This window comes from Flagellimonas okinawensis (assembly GCF_029194005.1).
GTDB lineage: Bacteria > Bacteroidota > Bacteroidia > Flavobacteriales > Flavobacteriaceae > Flagellimonas > Flagellimonas okinawensis.
Window position 1 is genome coordinate 359,254 of sequence record NZ_JARFVA010000003.1, and the last position, 18,039, is coordinate 377,292.

At 42.5% G+C, this 18,039-nt stretch carries 15 protein-coding genes; 8 read left to right on the forward strand and 7 right to left on the reverse strand.

Going from position 1 to position 18,039, the window contains the following annotated elements; all coding sequences use genetic code 11:
- The first annotated feature begins 2 nt into the window (after positions 1-2).
- The 4 genes from PY091_RS11225 (at position 3) to PY091_RS11240 (ending at position 1,848) form a co-directional block, all read left to right on the forward strand.
- Complete coding sequence (locus tag PY091_RS11225; protein WP_275649748.1) at positions 3-461, forward strand: DUF1801 domain-containing protein; 459 nt, start codon at positions 3-5, stop codon at positions 459-461.
- Positions 458-844 (forward strand): VOC family protein, encoded by a 387-nt coding sequence (locus tag PY091_RS11230; RefSeq protein ID WP_275649749.1) that lies wholly within the window; start codon positions 458-460, stop codon positions 842-844. Before PY091_RS11225 ends, PY091_RS11230 begins: the two co-directional genes overlap by 4 nt.
- A gap of 52 nt (positions 845-896) precedes the next feature.
- Positions 897-1,277 (forward strand): TM2 domain-containing protein, encoded by a 381-nt coding sequence (locus PY091_RS11235; RefSeq protein WP_275649750.1) that lies wholly within the window; start codon positions 897-899, stop codon positions 1,275-1,277.
- A gap of 79 nt (positions 1,278-1,356) precedes the next feature.
- Positions 1,357-1,848, forward strand: a complete 492-nt coding sequence (locus PY091_RS11240; RefSeq protein ID WP_275649751.1) for a GNAT family N-acetyltransferase — start codon at positions 1,357-1,359, stop codon at positions 1,846-1,848.
- Here the strand turns inward: PY091_RS11240 and PY091_RS11245 are convergent.
- From PY091_RS11245 to PY091_RS11255, 3 genes are all read right to left on the reverse strand, one after another.
- The gene (locus tag PY091_RS11245; RefSeq protein WP_275649752.1) at positions 1,845-3,674 is read right to left on the reverse strand and encodes a lysophospholipid acyltransferase family protein; all 1,830 of its coding nucleotides are present in this window, start codon (positions 3,672-3,674) and stop codon (positions 1,845-1,847) included. The genes PY091_RS11240 and PY091_RS11245 overlap by 4 nt on opposite strands.
- A gap of 78 nt (positions 3,675-3,752) precedes the next feature.
- The gene (locus tag PY091_RS11250) at positions 3,753-5,003 is read right to left on the reverse strand and encodes an aspartate kinase (RefSeq protein ID WP_275649753.1); all 1,251 of its coding nucleotides are present in this window, start codon (positions 5,001-5,003) and stop codon (positions 3,753-3,755) included.
- An 18-nt stretch (positions 5,004-5,021) separates the two neighbouring features.
- Entirely contained in the window at positions 5,022-5,513 is a 492-nt protein-coding gene (locus PY091_RS11255) for a GNAT family N-acetyltransferase (RefSeq protein ID WP_275649754.1), read from the reverse strand.
- A gap of 113 nt (positions 5,514-5,626) precedes the next feature.
- Here PY091_RS11255 and fbp point away from each other — a divergent pair, with 113 nt between their 5' ends.
- Positions 5,627-6,634, forward strand: coding sequence for a class 1 fructose-bisphosphatase (gene fbp, locus PY091_RS11260; protein ID WP_275649755.1), 1,008 nt, complete (start codon positions 5,627-5,629; stop codon positions 6,632-6,634).
- On the opposite strand, the gene PY091_RS11265 is transcribed toward fbp, so the two are convergent.
- A complete protein-coding gene (locus PY091_RS11265) occupies positions 6,631-7,062 on the reverse strand; it encodes a tellurite resistance TerB family protein (protein WP_275649756.1) in 432 nt (143 codons plus the stop codon). The genes fbp and PY091_RS11265 overlap by 4 nt on opposite strands.
- Positions 7,063-7,160: 98 nt before the next feature.
- Here PY091_RS11265 and PY091_RS11270 point away from each other — a divergent pair, with 98 nt between their 5' ends.
- From PY091_RS11270 to mfd, 3 genes are all read left to right on the forward strand, one after another.
- A complete protein-coding gene (locus PY091_RS11270) occupies positions 7,161-9,623 on the forward strand; it encodes a ligase-associated DNA damage response DEXH box helicase (RefSeq protein ID WP_275649913.1) in 2,463 nt (820 codons plus the stop codon).
- Between the two features lie 199 nt (positions 9,624-9,822).
- A complete protein-coding gene (gene pdeM, locus PY091_RS11275) occupies positions 9,823-10,455 on the forward strand; it encodes a ligase-associated DNA damage response endonuclease PdeM (protein ID WP_275649757.1) in 633 nt (210 codons plus the stop codon).
- A gap of 166 nt (positions 10,456-10,621) precedes the next feature.
- A complete protein-coding gene (gene mfd / locus PY091_RS11280; protein ID WP_275649758.1) occupies positions 10,622-14,017 on the forward strand; it encodes a transcription-repair coupling factor in 3,396 nt (1,131 codons plus the stop codon).
- Here mfd and PY091_RS11285 read toward each other — a convergent pair.
- The 3 genes from PY091_RS11285 to PY091_RS11295 form a co-directional block, all read right to left on the reverse strand.
- The gene (locus PY091_RS11285; protein WP_275649759.1) at positions 14,014-15,171 is read right to left on the reverse strand and encodes a serine hydrolase domain-containing protein; all 1,158 of its coding nucleotides are present in this window, start codon (positions 15,169-15,171) and stop codon (positions 14,014-14,016) included. The genes mfd and PY091_RS11285 overlap by 4 nt on opposite strands.
- A 136-nt stretch (positions 15,172-15,307) precedes the next feature.
- Positions 15,308-17,314, reverse strand: coding sequence for a DUF3352 domain-containing protein (locus PY091_RS11290; protein WP_275649760.1), 2,007 nt, complete (start codon positions 17,312-17,314; stop codon positions 15,308-15,310).
- 53 nt (positions 17,315-17,367) lie between these two features.
- Entirely contained in the window at positions 17,368-18,027 is a 660-nt protein-coding gene (locus PY091_RS11295; protein ID WP_119607470.1) for an aspartate kinase, read from the reverse strand.
- Between the last annotated feature and the right edge of the window lie 12 nt (positions 18,028-18,039).

Below are 18,039 nucleotides of genomic sequence, written 5' to 3' on the forward strand. Positions count from 1 at the left end.
TTATGACCATAGACGCCAAAACACCTGACGAATACATAGAAAAATTGCCCGACGAACGAAAAACAGTGGTTTCTAAACTTCGCGAAACCATAAAAAATGCTCTGCCGGATGGGTTCAAAGAATGTATCAATTATAAAATGATAGGTTTTGTAGTACCCCACTCCCTATACCCCGACGGTTATCATTGTGACCAAAAACTCCCCCTCCCCTTTATCAATATTGCTTCGCAAAAAAACTTTATCGCTCTTTACCATATGGGCATATATGCTGACCAAAAATTATATGATTGGTTCGTAAACGAATATCCAAAACATATGACCACAAAATTGGATATGGGCAAGAGCTGCATCCGTTTCAAGAATATGAACAAAATACCCTTTGACCTGATAGCGGAACTTTGCCAAAAAATGACTCCACAAGATTGGATCGAACTATATGAACTAAACACTAAGAAATCATGAAAAACAGAGTAACCGGACTCGGTGGTTTTTTCTTTAAAAGCAAAGACCCTGACCAGATCAAAGAATGGTACAAGAACCATTTGGGATTAAACACGGACCAATACGGGTGTACCTTTTGGTGGAAAGACAAAAAAGGGAACGATTGTTCCACACAATGGAGCCCCATGGATGAAAAAACTTCCTATTTTGAACCGAGCGACAAGCAGTTTATGATGAACTTTAGAGTTGAGAACTTGGTTGAACTAATAGAGGTTTTAAAGAAAGAAGGTGTCACCGTAGTAGGTGAAATCCAAGAGTTTGAGTACGGTAAATTCGGATGGATATTGGACCCCGAAGGCAATAAATTGGAACTTTGGGAACCTGTTGATAAAGCCTTTCTATAGGTATTGATTATTTTGCTACATTTAACCTACATTAACCAACACATTCACAAACATGTCAGAAGAGAACAAAGACTTTGGCGATAAGGCTGAAGACGCAGCAAAAGATTTTAAGGAAGAAGCAAAAAAAACCGCTGAAGAATTCAAGGAAGGAATACAAGGCGCTGGAGGTGACAACAAAAAAATCCTGGCTGGTATCTTAGCCATAATAGTAGGTTCCTTGGGAATCCACAAATTTATTTTAGGCTATAATAAAGAAGGGTTTATCCTCTTAGGAGTATCCATTGCCGCATATGTTTTATCCTGTGTTGGTATTGGACTTCTTTTTGTCTGGATTCCAGGGATTGTAGGTCTAATTGAAGGTATCATCTATTTGACCAAATCAGACGAGGAATTCTACAACACTTACCAAGTGGGCAAAAAACCTTGGTTCTAAAACTTTTAAGGCCGAATAGTTTTATTCGGCTTTTTTTAATTCCCTATTTATCGTAATATTACAATAAAATAAAAGGTCCATGACAATTAGAAACATGACCTCTTCTGACTGGGACGCTGTCTCCAACATTTATATGGAGGGAATAGCCACAGGATTCGCCACTTTTGAGACCAAAGTACCATCTTATGAGCACTGGGACAAGGCGCATATCGACGACTGTCGCTTGATCGCTGAGGACAACGGTACGATAATGGGCTGGGCAGCGCTTTCACCTGTTTCCAGCCGTTGTGTTTATGGAGGTGTGGGCGAGGTCAGTGTGTACATATCAAGAAATAGCCGTGGCAAGGGTGTTGGACAAGCCCTTATGCAACACCTGATCCAAGAAAGTGAAAAAGCTGGATTTTGGACCATCCAATCCGGCATTTTTCCGGAAAACCGGGCCAGCATCAAACTGCATGAGAAAGTAGGTTTCCGCTACATTGGCAAAAGGGAGCGCGTTGGCAAGATCAATGGGGTATGGAAAGACAATCTTTTATTTGAAAAACGAAGTGACAAAGTAGGTGTGGACTAATCCGCTAGGTCATCATTACCATTGGTATGCCCCTCTGCCACTTTACGTTCGAGTTCGGCCTGGAATTCTTCCATAACCGGCTTAACCGTACTCTCGGGTAGATCAGCAATCCTAATGTACATGAGTCCATCCACCGAATTATTGAACAAAGGGTCTACATTAAAGGCCACCACTTTGGCATTTTGCTTTATATACTTTTTGATCAATACGGGCAATCGCAAACTTCCGGGTTCCACCTCGCTGATCAGTTTATCGAACTTGTTCAAATCGGCCTGGGTCTCATCGAACACAAACTCTTTATCAGCATCCTTGAGCTTTACCTTGAATTCTTTTTTGGGCCTGATATACTGGGCCACATATGGATCCCAATAATTGGATTTCATAAACTCGATCATCAAGGATTTGGAAAAATTGGAAAACTGATTGCTAATGCTCACCCCTCCTATCAAATACCTGTGCTCGGGATGTCTCAGGGTGGTATGCACTATTCCTTTCCATAGCAGGAACAGGGGCATTGGTTTTTGCTGATATTCCTTAACAATATAGGCTCGTCCCATTTCGATGGATTTCTCCATCATTCCGTAGAGTTCGGGTTCAAATCGGAAAAGGTCCTGAAGGTAGAATCCATCGATTCCATACTTATTGAAGATTTCCGAACCCAACCCCATGCGATAAGCTCCGACTATGGCCTTGGATTCATCGTCCCACAAGAACAAATGGTGGTAATATGAATCAAATTTATCCAGATCGATGGCATTGTTGGTCCCTTCGCCTACTTCCCTAAAGGTGACTTCGCGCTGACGACCGATTTCGTTCAAACAAAACGGCATGTCCTTCGCCTGTGCCAAGAACACTTCGTAATTCTTGCTCTGCAACAACCGGCAATCCTTTTCGCGCAGTTTTTCGATTTCTCCATTGAGAACTTCAGCACTGATCGCCGTTGCTATTTTTTTGGGAGGCTTTGGAATTTTAAGGGAGGTGGGCACCTTATCCAGAAATCGTTCCTTTTCAAAGGCATTCGCCAATAAATAAGTTTTTTTTCGGAGCAATTCAGCAAAACCTTCCAGGGTCTCTTCTTCATTCTGTGTGCTTACCGATATGGGCTGGCCAATTCGGACCTTGATGGGCCTACGGCTCTGTGACGTGAGCTCCGATGGCAGTTTAGCCGTTCGAAACACATCATCTATCTTGGACAAACGGTAGAACAATCTACTGTTACGTGCGTGAAAATAAATGGGAACTACAGGTACTTCAGCCTTTCTGATCAGTTTTATGGCCGCTTCTTCCCAAGGTCGGTCCACGACCAATTTCCCATCCCGGTAAGTGGATACTTCCCCCGCAGGAAAGATACCAAGCGGATGTCCGTCCCTAAGATGTTGCAGCGCACTTTTAAAACCGGCCACACTGCTCTTGGCATCCTTATGGTTTTCAAAAGGATTTACGGGCATAATGTAGGGTTTCAATGGCTCAATACGGTGCAATAAAAAGTTTGCGATTATTTTATAATCGGGTCTTTCGTGCAATAGCAATTTTAGCAATAGCACCCCATCTATGCCGCCAAGGGGGTGGTTGCTTATCGTAATATACGGACCGGATTTGGGAAGGCGCTTAATATCCTCTTCCGGTAGTTCAAAATCGATTTCGTAGTGATCAAGAATGGAATCGAGGAATTCGGGACCGGAAAGTTCTTTGTTCTTGTCATAAAATCTGTTGATCGTGCTGATTCTGGTGGCAACCATCAATAGCCATCCTACAAAAGTGCCCAAAAAGCCATATTTGTCCAGATGGATGACCTTCGCCACCTCTTTAGCAGAAACCAAGCCCATAGATAAAGTATTTAGGTACCTGTAAAGATAGAAAATTAACCCTATAGGGCTTTTTACCTAAATATTAAGTATAATAACTTATTTTACAACAAGTTGAACGGTTTCCTTACCTCTTTGCTCTACCAAAACGGATTTTCCATTTTGAAGTGATTTCACCGAATCATCATTAAAATGACGAATGGTATAAAGCGAAACATCCTCATGGCATACAACTTTGAACTTGCGCTTGAGTTCTTCCAACAATGGCTGGAGGCCCCTGAATTTATTGTCCAAACAGACTGAAAAACTAATGGCCGAATTTTGGATAAGGTCGACCTTGAGTCTATGATCATGGAACAACTTAAAGATTTCACTGATGTTATCCTCTACGATAAAAGAAAAGTCAAGGGACGAGAGTTTTAAAAGCACCTGGTTTTTTTTAACGATAAAACAAGGTACTTTTGGCTCTATACCGTTCCCCTTGCCTACAGTTGTACCATTATCCTTTGGGTTCACAAAGGATTTTACTTTTAAGGGTATTTCTTTTCTCTGCAAGGGCTGCAATGTTTTCGGGTGAATCACCGAAGCACCGTAAAAAGCCAATTCGATCGCTTCTCGATAGGAAATCTTGTCCAATAATTGTGCATTCTCGAAATTCCTTGGGTCGGCGTTCAAAACACCTGGAACATCTTTCCAAATGGTAACGGATTCGGCATTTAGGCAGTAGGCCAAAATAGCGGCCGAGTAATCCGAACCTTCCCTGCCCAAAGTAGTAGTAAAGTTGTTATCGTCGCTTCCTAAAAATCCTTGGGTAATGTTCAATTTGGACACATCCACTTTGGAAACCACCTCTTGCTGGGTACGTTCCCATTGTACCTGGGCATCCCTATAGCTGTTGTCTGTTTTAATAAGAGTCCTGACGTCCAACCATGTATTGGAAACACCAACCTGGTTCAAATAGGCGCTGACAATAGTTGTGGACAAAAGCTCCCCATAACAAACCACCTGGTCGTATACGAAGGCATATTTTGGGGATTTGTTCCAGGCCAAAAACCCCTTGACCTCTTCAAAAAGTGTCCTGACCTTTTCATAAACGGGATGACCAGGATTTTCGAAAAGATCGGAAAGTATCCCATTGTGATAATCGACCACTTCTTGTATGGAAGCAGATAATTGATCCTTATCGTTAAAATAGGACTCCACTACCTTTTCCATGGCATTGGTAGTTTTTCCCATAGCGGAAATCACTACCAATGTATCGTTATAACCAACCTGCTGTAGAACGTTCACTACATTTTTTACCGCATCCGCATCCTTTACCGATGCCCCTCCAAACTTAAATACCCTCATGTATTTATTTGCTAATATTTAGGATGCCCCATTTAGGCTCTCCATATAATTTTTGATTCCTTTTTCATCTAACTGGACCACGTCCCAATCCCTTAGGACATTGGCCCCTTTCTTTTCATAAAACTCAATGGCAGGATCGTTCCAGTCCAAGACCTCCCAACATATACGTTTCACTCCCAAACTATGCCCATATCGGACCACCTCATTCAATAGTGCGGTTCCAAGACCACTTCCGCGCATCTTCTCGGAAACGATCAAATCCTCCAAATGGATGGCAGGCCCCTTCCAGGTCGAATACCTTGGGTACACCAATGCGATTCCGACAATGCCTTTTTGGGTATCGGCCACAAAACAATGGAACATCTTCTGGTCACCAAATCCGTGCTTTACCAAATCCTGTACAGTAATTTCAACGGCTTCAGGTTCCTTTTCAAAATCGGCCAGTTCTTGGACCAAGTTTAGTACCTGACTCATATCTTCTGCTCGTGCCTCTCTTATCGTATACTCCATAATTGTTACAAATAAAACTCAAAGTTATAAAATTACAGAATTAAAGTCCTTCGAAAACGATATAGTTTCACAAAATGCCCGATATTTGTCCTTAAATAAAACAGTCTCTTCCAATGTTTGACAAACAACGACTAACCATGGGCGAGTTCATCATCGCCAACCAAGAATCCTTTCAATATACTTCCGGCGAACTCTCAAGACTTCTGAACGGAATTCGCTTGGCCGCAAAGGTCGTGAACCATGAGGTGAACAAAGCTGGTCTTGTTGATATCACCGGTGCTGCAGGCGACACGAATATACAAGGCGAAGATCAGCAAAAGCTGGACGTTCTGGCCAATGAGAAGTTTATTGAAACTCTAAAAAACCGGGAAATCGTATGCGGCATCGCTTCCGAGGAAGAAGATGATTTTATTAGCATCAACAGCTTTGACAAACAACATCAAAATAAATACGTGGTATTGATAGATCCATTGGACGGGTCTTCCAATATTGATGTAAACGTTTCCGTGGGAACCATTTTTTCAATTTATAGAAGGGTGACCCCGGTTGGCACCCCTGTTACTTTGGAAGATTTCCTTCAACCCGGAAAGAATCAAATAGCCGCTGGTTATATCATCTACGGCACCTCAACCATGTACGTTTACACTACCGGACACGGAGTAAATGGGTTTACCTTGAATCCGGCGCTGGGTACTTTTTATTTGTCCCACCCCAATATGCAATTCCCTGAATCAGGACAAATCTATTCCGTAAACGAGGGTAACTACATCCATTTTCCCCAGGGTGTGAAGGATTATATTAAATATTGTCAAATGGAGGAAGGCGATCGCCCTTATACCTCAAGATATATTGGTTCCCTCGTTTCCGATTTTCACCGTAACATGATCAAAGGCGGAATTTATATGTACCCTAAGAGCAGCAAAGCACAGAACGGTAAACTCCGTTTGCTCTACGAATGTAATCCTATGGCATTCTTGGCCGAACAGGCCAATGGAAAAGCCAGTGATGGCTATAGACGAATAATGGATATTCAGCCCACGGAATTGCACGAAAGGGTACCATTTTTCTGTGGAAGCAAAAATATGGTGGAAAAAGCTGAGGAGTTTATGGCAAAACGTTAGTTACACTCGCGCTTAACCAACACATGATAATCCTCAAATGCAATCTGTCCGGAGAAGATGGCTATCGACTTATCGATGATATCCGAAGCTTTTTTTGGGGCAAAACCAAGACCTATCGCATACTTTTCAACGATTTTTCGCTCATCATCATCAATATAGTGGTCGGAGAAAATAATCTGGAAAAATTCGAATAGCCTTTTAAATCTTTTCTCACCGCTATGTGGGGTTTCTATAGGGTATTTATTCTCTTTTTTCATTACCTCTTTAATCTCTTCTTCGGTAATGTTGAGCTTAAAAGCGAATTTATCCAAAACTGCTTTTTCCTTTGGATTGATTTCCCCATCTACAGCTGCCAAACTTGCCAAGGTGGCAAAATGGGCCAGATTTTTTCTATGGTCACCGTGCTCGTATAAATCTAAAATTGGCATATCGAAAATTTTATACGACAAATATAATTCTTATCGCAAAAAGCCCGTGTATAGGCATGAAAGAATTTCGTATTTTTCAATTCAAAGCCTAATTCAAACTGCGAGACCTACAACTTTATCATATTGCCGAAGATTGGTTCCAAAAACAGAACTGGAGACCCTTTACCTTTCAAAAAGACACGTGGCAAGCTTTTTTGGATGGTAAGCATGGCCTTTTGAATGCTCCTACGGGTAGCGGAAAAACCTATGCCCTTTGGTTTCCGATCGTACTCAACTACATCAAAAACAATCCTCAATACAAGACCAAACATAAAAAAGGGTTGAAAGCCATTTGGATTACGCCCTTACGAGCACTTTCACAAGAAATAAAGCAATCTGCCGAGCGCATCACGCAAGATTTGGGCATGCAAATGACCGTAGGTATCCGTACGGGAGACACTTCAGCAAAAGAAAGGGCAAGAATGCGAACCAACATGCCCGACCTATTGATCACCACCCCGGAAAGTTTGCAGTTATTGCTCTCATCAAAGGGATACGCCAAAACTTTTAAGGATTGTTCCGCCATCGTCGTGGATGAGTGGCACGAACTTTTGGGCACTAAACGAGGTGTTCAAATGGAATTGGGCCTTTCCCGATTAAAAACCGTTTGTAAGGATATGCGTATTTGGGGCATATCGGCCACTATCGGAAATCTAGAACAGGCTCGCGAAGTCTTGCTGGGACCTACATCCGCGGAATTGGGAAATTCGGTATTGATAAAGGCCGACCTGAACAAAAAAATCACGGTAAAAAGTATTATTCCAAAGGAAATGGAAACCTTTCCATGGCGCGGCCATTTGGGATTACATCTTTTGGATCAGGTAGTGCCCATCATCAACAATAGTAAAACCACTTTACTCTTTACCAACACCCGAAGCCAGTGTGAAATCTGGTTTCAAAAGATACTGGAAAAATATCCGGAATTCGCCGGGGAAATGGCGATGCACCATGGCAGCATTAACAAGGAAACCCGATTATGGGTAGAACAGGCCATTCGCAACGAAAGCCTTAAAGCAGTGGTCTGTACATCAAGTTTGGACCTTGGAGTTGATTTTGCTCCCGTGGAAACGGTGGTCCAAATCGGAGGACCCAAAGGTGTTGCCCGCTTTTTACAACGTGCAGGTCGCAGTGGCCACCGCCCTGGCAAGGAAAGCGTCATCCATTTTCTGCCCACTCATGCCATAGAACTGGTCGAAGCCTCGGCCATGCAAAAAGCGGTACTGAACAGCGCTGTGGAAGACCGTATCCCCTATCTGAACAGTTTCGATGTCCTTATTCAATATTTAACAACCTTGGCGGTTTCTGATGGTTTTTATCCTGATGAAATCTATCCCGAAATCAAACAAACCTTCTGTTATCAAGCTATTTCGGATGAGCAATGGCAATGGCTGCTCAATTTTTTGGTGATGGGAAGCCAAAGTCTCAAGAGCTATGATGAATACAAAAAAGTAGAAGTCGAGGAAGATGGAAAATTTAAAGTCAACAGCAGGGCCGTGGCGATGCGGCACCGTTTCCAAATCGGAACCATTGTCGGTGACGCTACGATTTCGGTACGATATCAAAAAGGTGGTTACATTGGCAGTATCGAAGAATATTTCATCTCAAAATTGAGCCCGGGCGATGTTTTTACCTTTGCAGGGCGAAATTTGGAATTCATCAGAATCAAAGGGATGGCGGCTCACGTTCGCAATTCCAAAAAAAGGACGAACAAAGTCCCTAGTTGGATGGGAGGACGATTGAGCTTTTCCGCAAAAATGTCGGAATTGTTGCGTCAAGAGCTGTACACCGCCGAATTGGAATTTTCGAGGCAATCAGAAGAAATCCAGGCCTTGCAACCGATGTTCTCCAAGCAAAGGGAAGAAAGCATTGTTCCCCAGCCCCAGCAATTTTTGATTGAAACCTTCAAGACCCGCGACGGCTACCACCATATGTTCTACCCTTTTGAAGGCAGGGCCATCCACGAGGGCATGAGCAGCCTGTTGGCATATCGTATCAGTTTACTGGCGCCCATAACCTGCTCCCTTGCCTTCAACGATTATGGTTTTGAATTGCTATCGGATAGGGAAATCAACATTCAGGAAATTTTGGACAACAATCTCTTTTCTCCGGAATATATGTTGTCCGACCTTCAAAAAAGCCTGAATTCCAACGAAATGGCGCGTCGAAAGTTCAGGGACATAGCCGTTATCAGCGGTATGGTGTTTACTGGTTATCCGGAAAAGGGAATCAAAATGAAGCACCTGCAAAGCAGTTCGGAATTGCTGTTCGATGTTTTCAGGGATTTTGAGGATGATAACCTGCTCTACCAACAGGCCTATACCGAAACCTTTGAGCACCAATTGGAAGAAGGTCGTTTGCGCTTGGCCCTGGAAAGAATCGCGCAACAAGATATGGTTTGGAAGCAATGCTCGCAGCCTACACCCCTCTCCTTCCCTATCGTCACGGACAGGTTGCGGGAAAAATTATCCAACGAAAAATTAGCGGACCGCATTAAAAGAATGGTGGCTAAATTGACCAAATAACCAACCAACATCCGTATATCTGTCATTCCGTGCCCCGACACGGAATCTCATCCAATAAGGGTACTGAAATATGTTTTGAATCACCATGTGTGGATATTTTAATATAAAACAGACTATCATTTGAGAAATTCAGCGTCAAATAGATTTCTCGACTGCGCTCGAAATGACAATTGAACTAAATTTGCAGCACCCATTACGAATGATTCAAAAAATCAAAATACTAAATCAAGAATTTCAACTCCACCCTTTGGGTGGCCTCTTTTGGGAGGAAAAATCACTCCTGCTGATCAGCGACGTGCATTTGGGGAAGGTGTCCCACTTTAGAAAGTTCGGTGCAGCAGTTCCCAGAAAAGCCATCCACAAAAACTTTCTGCTGCTGGATAAAATAGTGTCCGATTTCCAGCCCTTCCAAATTTGTTTTTTGGGCGACCTTTTTCATTCATCATTAAACAAGGAATGGGAATTGTTCGAGAACTGGGTCGCTAAAACTCCTGCTGAAATTTTATTGGTGGCAGGCAACCACGACATTATCGCTCCTGAAAAGTTCGAAAAACTGAAAGTTTCCATATTCCCTGAATTGATCATCGACTCTTTCTTATTGACCCACCACCCTGAGGAACGTGAAGGCTGCTTTACATTTTGTGGGCATGTTCATCCATCCATCAAACTCAAAGGTTTTGGCAAGGAACGTATAAAACTTCCCTGCTTTTTCAAATCCAAAAGCCAGATGATTCTCCCTGCTTTTGGCCAATTCACAGGAACTCATTCCTTGGATCCAAAGCATTCGGATGAAGTTTTTGCTATTGTTGAGGATAGTATTATTAAAGTCTGAGGTTTGCTTGTCATGCAGAACTTGATTCAGCATCTCGTTTGAATTGGTTAATTAGATTTCTCGACTGCGCTCGAAATGACAAGATATTTTAGACTGAAAGAGAAACTCAAAAAAACATTTTCAGTAAAAGTTTCCGCGGTTTATCTTTGCCGCAAAGTTTTTTGGATTGACCAAAACCCCGATTTCCCAACTTTTTGAACAGTCTCCCCAAATTGGGAAACTGAGGGATACCATTGCCCAAACTCAAGACAGCCCTTCTGGTTCATCAGAAAAAATAAATATCAAAGGGCTTGTAGGCTCCTCGCTTTCCTTTGTAATTGCTGAAACTTTCAAATCAACCGATGCCCCATTCTTGCTGATATTAAACGACAAGGAGGAAGCAGCCTATCATTTGAACGATTTGGAACAGCTCCTGGGTGAAAAGGATGTACTTTTTTATCCCGGAAGCTATCGAAGGCCATATCAAATTGAGGAAACGGACAACGCGAATGTATTACTTCGTGCCGAAGTGCTCAACCGCATCAACTCCAGAAAAAAACCGGCCATCATTGTCACTTATCCCGATGCACTTTTTGAAAAAGTGGTCACCCGAAAGGAACTGGACAAGAACACCCAGAAGATAAAATTGGGCGATGAGATTTCGTTGGATTTTTTGAACGAGGTTCTTTTTGAATATCAGTTCAAACGAGTGGATTTTGTGACTGAACCAGGGGAATTTTCGGTTCGAGGGGGGATTGTGGATGTCTTCTCATTCTCGCATGATGAACCCTACCGTATCGAGTTTTTCGGGGATGAAGTGGATAGCATCCGAACTTTTGATGTGGAGACACAGCTTTCCACGGACAAAGTGAAGAAAATCACCATCATTCCAAACGTAGAAAACAAGTTCACCGAAGAAATACGGGAAAGTTTCTTAAAATATATTTCCGCCAAAACGGTTGTCTTTGCCAAGAATCCGGCTTTGATCTATGATCGCATCGATTCCTTTTTTGAAAAAGCAGAGGAAAGCTTTGCCAAGTTGAGTGAAGAAATCAAACACGCGAAGCCCAAAGAACTGTTTTTGGATTCAGCTTTGTTAAAAGAGCAGCTACAGGATTATTTATGTGTTGAGATCGGAGTTTCCAGTGAGACCCTGAAACAAGTTCAGGGTGAGGAAATCGTTTTCCATACCAAACCCCAACCTTCCTTCAACAAAAAGTTTGACCTACTCATTGAAAACCTCAATGCTAATCGGGATGCGGGTTACAGTAATTATATTTTCTGCTCTACGGAACAACAGGCCAAGCGTTTTCACGATATTTTTGATGAAGTTGACCAAACGGTCCATTACCAGACCATCATATTTCCATTGTACCAAGGTTTTGTGGACCCGGATTTGAAAATCGCCTGCTATACCGACCATCAAATCTTTGAGCGCTACCACAAGTTCCATTTAAAGAATGGCTATGCCAAAAAACAGGCCATCACCTTAAAGGAACTCAATAAACTGGAGATTGGGGATTACGTGACCCATATTGACCACGGTATCGGAAAGTTCGGTGGGTTGCAAAAAATTGATGTGGAAGGTAAGAAACAGGAGGCCATCAAACTGATCTATGGCGACCGTGACATTTTGTACGTTAGTATCCATTCGCTGCACAAAATATCCAAATACAACGGTAAGGACGGGGCTCCTCCAAAAATCTTCAAACTTGGTTCCGCAGCTTGGAAAAAACTGAAGCAAAAGACCAAGGCCAGAGTCAAAAAAATTGCTTTTGACCTTATCAAAGTATACGCCAAACGTCGATTGGAAAAAGGTTTTCAATGTGCACCCGACAGCTATCTACAGAACGAATTGGAAGCTTCTTTCCTTTACGAGGACACCCCGGACCAAGAAAAGAGCACCCAAGATGTAAAAAAGGACATGGAAAGCGAGAGACCCATGGACAGACTTGTCTGTGGTGACGTAGGATTTGGGAAAACTGAAGTTGCCATCCGTGCTGCATTCAAGGCGGTAGACAACGGCAAGCAGGTTGCCGTTTTGGTCCCTACCACCATTTTGGCTTTCCAGCATAGCAGAACGTTCAGGGAACGTTTAAAGGAGATGCCCGTAACGGTGGATTACCTCAACCGATTCCGCACCGCAAAGGAAAAAAAGGATGTTTTGGAGCGTTTGGCCGCTGGCAAAATCGACATCATTATCGGAACCCATCAACTGGTAAACAAAAATGTTCAGTTCAAGGATTTGGGACTACTGATTGTGGACGAGGAACAAAAGTTCGGGGTTTCGGTCAAGGAAAAACTGCGTTCCATAAAAGAAAATGTGGATGTACTCACCTTAACGGCGACACCGATTCCAAGGACACTTCAATTTAGTTTGATGGCCGCTCGTGACCTATCCGTCATCAATACCCCGCCACCAAACCGTTACCCTATCGAAAGTCAGGTGATCCGGTTGAACGAAGAAATTATCCGAGATGCCATTTCTTACGAAATCCAACGGGGTGGACAGGTTTTCTTTATCCATAATAGAATTGAAAACATCAAAGAGGTAGCTGGAATGCTCCAACGTTTGGTTCCCGATGCAAAAATTGGCATCGGCCATGGACAAATGGAGGGAAAAAAATTGGAGTCTTTGATGCTCTCCTTCATGAACGGTGAGTTTGATGTGCTGGTTTCAACCACAATCATCGAAAGTGGATTGGATGTCACAAATGCCAATACCATTTTCATTCACAACGCCAATAATTTTGGATTGAGCGATCTCCACCAGATGCGTGGACGAGTAGGCCGAAGCAACAAAAAGGCATTCTGTTATTTTATAACTCCACCCTATGAAGTGATGACACCCGAAGCCCGTAAACGTATCGAGGCTTTGGAGCAATTCACAGACCTGGGAAGTGGCTTTAACATTGCCATGAAGGATTTGGAAATCCGTGGTGCGGGTGACCTATTGGGAGGTGAACAAAGTGGTTTCATCAATGAAATTGGATTCGAGACCTATCAAAAAATATTGTCCGAAGCGATTGATGAACTCAAGGAAAATGAATTCAAGGAATTGTATGAGGAAGTTGAGGGCAATAAGGAAAAAGTGTATGTCAAAGAGATGCAGCTCGACACGGATTTTGAACTGCTCTTCCCTGATGACTACATCAATAATATCACCGAGCGCCTTAACCTGTACACCCAATTGAACGATGTGGAGGATGAGGAAGGCCTTCAAAAGTTTGAAGCACAGCTCGTAGATCGTTTTGGAGAGTTACCAGAACCCGCAGTTGACTTGATGAACTCGGTTCGAATTAAATGGATCGCCACCCATATTGGACTTGAAAAAGTAATCATGAAAAAGGGCAAATTCATCGGTTACTTTATTGCCGACCAACAATCCAGTTTTTACCAAAGTGCCATATTTACCCAAATATTGCAATATGCGCAAACACATCCTCAACAGGTAAAACTCAAGGAAAAACAGACCCGAAATGGACTCCGGTTGTTATTGGTGTTTGAAAGGATTACCAGTGTGGACAAGGCGTTGAAAGCACTTCTGCCTTTCACACCCCAAAAAGAAGATGTTTCTGTTTAAAAAGCCTCGTACACTTGCTTTACAAACTCCCCAATTTTTGAAGGTTCCAACCAACGGGTCACAATGACCAATCCACTTGTTTGATCTACAATAATAAAGTTGCCCCCAAAACCAGCAGCATAAAAAACATGTTCGGGAACACCATCCCAGTGACGACCACCTTGCTGGTTGAGCCACCACATATAGCCGTAATTCACGTTAGGTATTGAAGGAGTAGTTGCTTTCTTGATCCAATCCTCACTGATGATCTGCTCATCTTCCCATTTCCCGTTGTTCAAGAACAAGGTTCCAAAACGGGCCATATCCTCGGTAGAAATAAAAAGTCCGGCACCTGAGTGTCCACCCCCCGTAACAGATTTCATTTTAATACCATCAACAACGGTCCAAGCGTTGTCGTAACCAAACCATCTCCAAGAAGTGGTCGCCCCAATTTTGTCCATCACTTCTTCTTTGAGGACCATAGGAACAGGTTTTCTCCACACATGGGTAAGTGAATAGGCAAGTACGTTAACACGAACGTCGTTGTATTCCATTACGGTACCGGGTTCGTTGAGTGTACGGAACTTCCAATCGTCCAGACCACCTTCGCTCGGTGGACGGTCGGCCCAATCCTTTCCTCCCCAAAGTTCACCTGACCAATCGGAGTTTTGTTGTAACAAATGTTCCCATGTTATCTTGGAATTATGTTCACCATCAAAAGTGCCATCCCAGATATAATCTATCACTTTATCCTTAGTGTCATTGATCAAGCCTTGATCCTCGGCAAGTCCAGCAACGGTGGATAAAAAACTCTTGGTAACACTGAAGGTCATATCCACACGTTTGGTATCGCCCCAAGAGGCCAAAACAAAACCGTCCTTCATAATCATACCAGCTGGACCTCCACGCTTTTTTGTCGGACCCAAAACATCATGAAAAGGTTCCTTTTCAAAACCTTTTAAAATGGCAATTCGTAAATCCCTAGACCCTGAATATTCGTTGGCGTTGGCAAAATCCACAGCCTTGTCCAACTCCGCTTGATCAAACTTGAATTGGCCCTTCTCGGCTGCTTTCCAAGTTTCGTAGCGTTCTGGGAAATTGATTTCTTGTGCGTTGGTGTCCAGTGTTGTCGTAAATGCAACAAGAAGAGCTGCTGCAACTAGCATGTTTTTCATTTGTCGGAGGTTTGGTTTGGGCAAGAAAGTTAGTGATTGTTGGGGAATTTATCGTCAACAATAAGACTTTGGATAGTTTCGGCAATCACTTATTTTGGATGAGATTCAGTGTCGGGGCACGGAATGACAGTACGGATTAAAACCGTTTTTTATGGACTTGGTTACCTTCCTTGTTATAAAACCGCCAAGTACCCACCTGTTCATCCTCTCGAAAACGACCGCGGATCTTGCGGGTACCATCGGGATAAAATTCCTCATAACGGCCATGCTTTAATCCATCTTTCAAATCCACTTCAAAACGGATATTCCCATTGGCATATTTTTTACTGAAGGATTGGGCATTTAAGTCCGTTGGATAAATAGGGCTTAAATTGAAAACCGCATCGGTGATTTCGGTGGATGTCGTATTTTGAGTTTTAGGAGTGTCGGAAGTGTTGATGCTTTTTGGCAGACTTATCGCTTTTTTCACTTCTTCCACATCCTGATAGTTAAGTACCAAACGACTTTCGAACAAATCATCTTCCGGTGTCAATTGCAATCCCACCTGAGGAAAACAAATGATAAAATCCTTGTTCTTGCGCATTTTTTGTTTGGTAGGTGCATCGGCCAAGGCATACATATTATCAAACAGCAAAGGCACATTGCTGTACACGAACACTGTGGACTCGGAATCGAACTTTTCATCAAAACTTTTGAATTCCTCTGAAGCTGCAAGAATCTCACCCTCCGTTACTTTATCAATTATACCTTTAAGGGTATTGGGGCTATCGCTAAAAATCACAAAGTCTTCAATCTGGGTGAAATATGGTTTGTCAAATTCATCGAACCTACCGCCCAGTAGCATTTTAAAGAATCCTTTGATGGAGAGGAAATTGATTTCGTAACCCTTATAATCCACCGCTTTGAACTTTACGGGCGTTTTTTTACGAATCTGCTCCACCACAAAATCCAGATTGGTCTTGGCATCCTCAGCATCGTCTGTTTTTAACACCAGAGCAAGGTCATTTTTGCCCTGATTAATGTGTGATTTGATCTGTAGTACCGCAATCTCGTCCCCAATCCAGCTCACAAAGTTCTCCTTTACATCGATCTTGAGAAATTTTTCCACCTTCGCAATCCCTTCTTGATAGCTTTCGAACTGCTCGGGATCGTTCTGTTGGACCATCTCGAAATTCTTATAGAACTCGGTGAAACTATCGAAACCATAACTCATGTAAAGTGCGGTGGTGTTTGGTGCAATTTGAGGAATGGACCGCTCTGCTGTACCGGATTTTTGAAGCGCTTCCAAATAATATTCATTTACTGCGCTAATATTGGTGTATCCGTTGGCGGTAAGGGTACTGTTCTCGTCCAAATCAAAATAAAAGCCAGAGAACAAAAAGTTTTCACTCACCCGCTTTACCCAATCGGAAGGTCTGTCCGAATACATTTTAATATAATCGTCAAAATAATGGTACTGGGTATACAATCGAAACAAATCCTCATGCCCGACTTTTTGATTGATTTCCAAAAAATTGAGGTTGCGCCCCAACACAGGTTCATTGTATTGATCTATGGAAGCTTCTACCAACGTATGGGTATAGGAGGCCACCAATTGATTTTTGATGAAGGATAAGTACATGGTTTCCTTACTATCACGATCGTGCACCTCCAAAATCTCGTGGTCGTGATAGGTTCTTTTGCTCAACACATAGCCATCATCCAATAGGGTGTTCAAATAGGTTTTAAGAAGTTGGAGTTTAGCTATGCGCTTTAAATCCAACACATAAAAAATCCCATAGTCCTTTGGGGAGATCATATGGATGGAAATAAAAAGGGAACGGTCGTCAAAAAACTCGAACAGTTTATGATTGTCGTTGAAAACCGTGTCCACCCTTTGAATGTTCTCGGTAAGTTCCGAAAAATAAACGTTCTTTTTAAGGTGGCGCCAAGCTTCACTTTCGCTGACTTTTTTCCAACCTTCAACTGGTTGCTCCGATTCAATGACGAAAACTGCATCTTTCGGAATTAAATAAATAGACTGTAAATTGGTCTTGGGAGAGAGAATAAAAATATAGGCCAAATAGCACAAATACAGTACAAATAGGGCCAAAAAACCGTAAAGAATCCTTTTCTTGGTCATTTTTCCAAAAAGTGTCTTCATCTAGAACGAAGAAGATTTCGTTTTAGTTTAGACCACCAAAAGGGAAACTTGTTTTAAAGTGATTTTAAATCTTTTATGGTTTTGAAAGCAACATCGACCTGCTCATCGTTCACCAAAATGGTAAACTCGTTGGTGGTGGATATCACCTCGTACAACACAATACCTTCCCAAGCCAATCGCTGAAATATGAAATAGTAAATCCCAGGTACAGAAACGTTCTCTGCAGGCAACTTTACCGTGATGGAAGAAAGCCCCTCGGCTTTTTGGGTACAGCGTTCCATTTTAAAATACTTCTCCACTACCCCGTCCATCACATTACTGATCACGATGTTTATTTCATTTACACCACGTGATGACGTATAGAATACATCTTGATTGGCATTCACTTCTTCCAATAATCGTGCTTGTTGTTGCAGAATGGTATCAGAGGCCAAAAAGGTGTAATCCGTAAGATTGGAACGCACCGTGATCTCACCAATATTCTTGAGCACTTTTACAATTTTATGTGTGGCCCTAAACTCTAGGTCATCAGACAATCGTTTAAGTGCCATTACAATGGCACCGTCCTTTACGTCCTTGCCCAATTCTTCCGCAATTTCTGGTTTAATTTGGCGAGACAAAGAAGTTAAATTGATAATTCCTTGTGCCAAAGCAGTTTGCAAAAAAGGCTTTTTCTTAATGTAGTGCTCCACTACAGCAGATATTGTTTTCATTTTGCTGTTGGT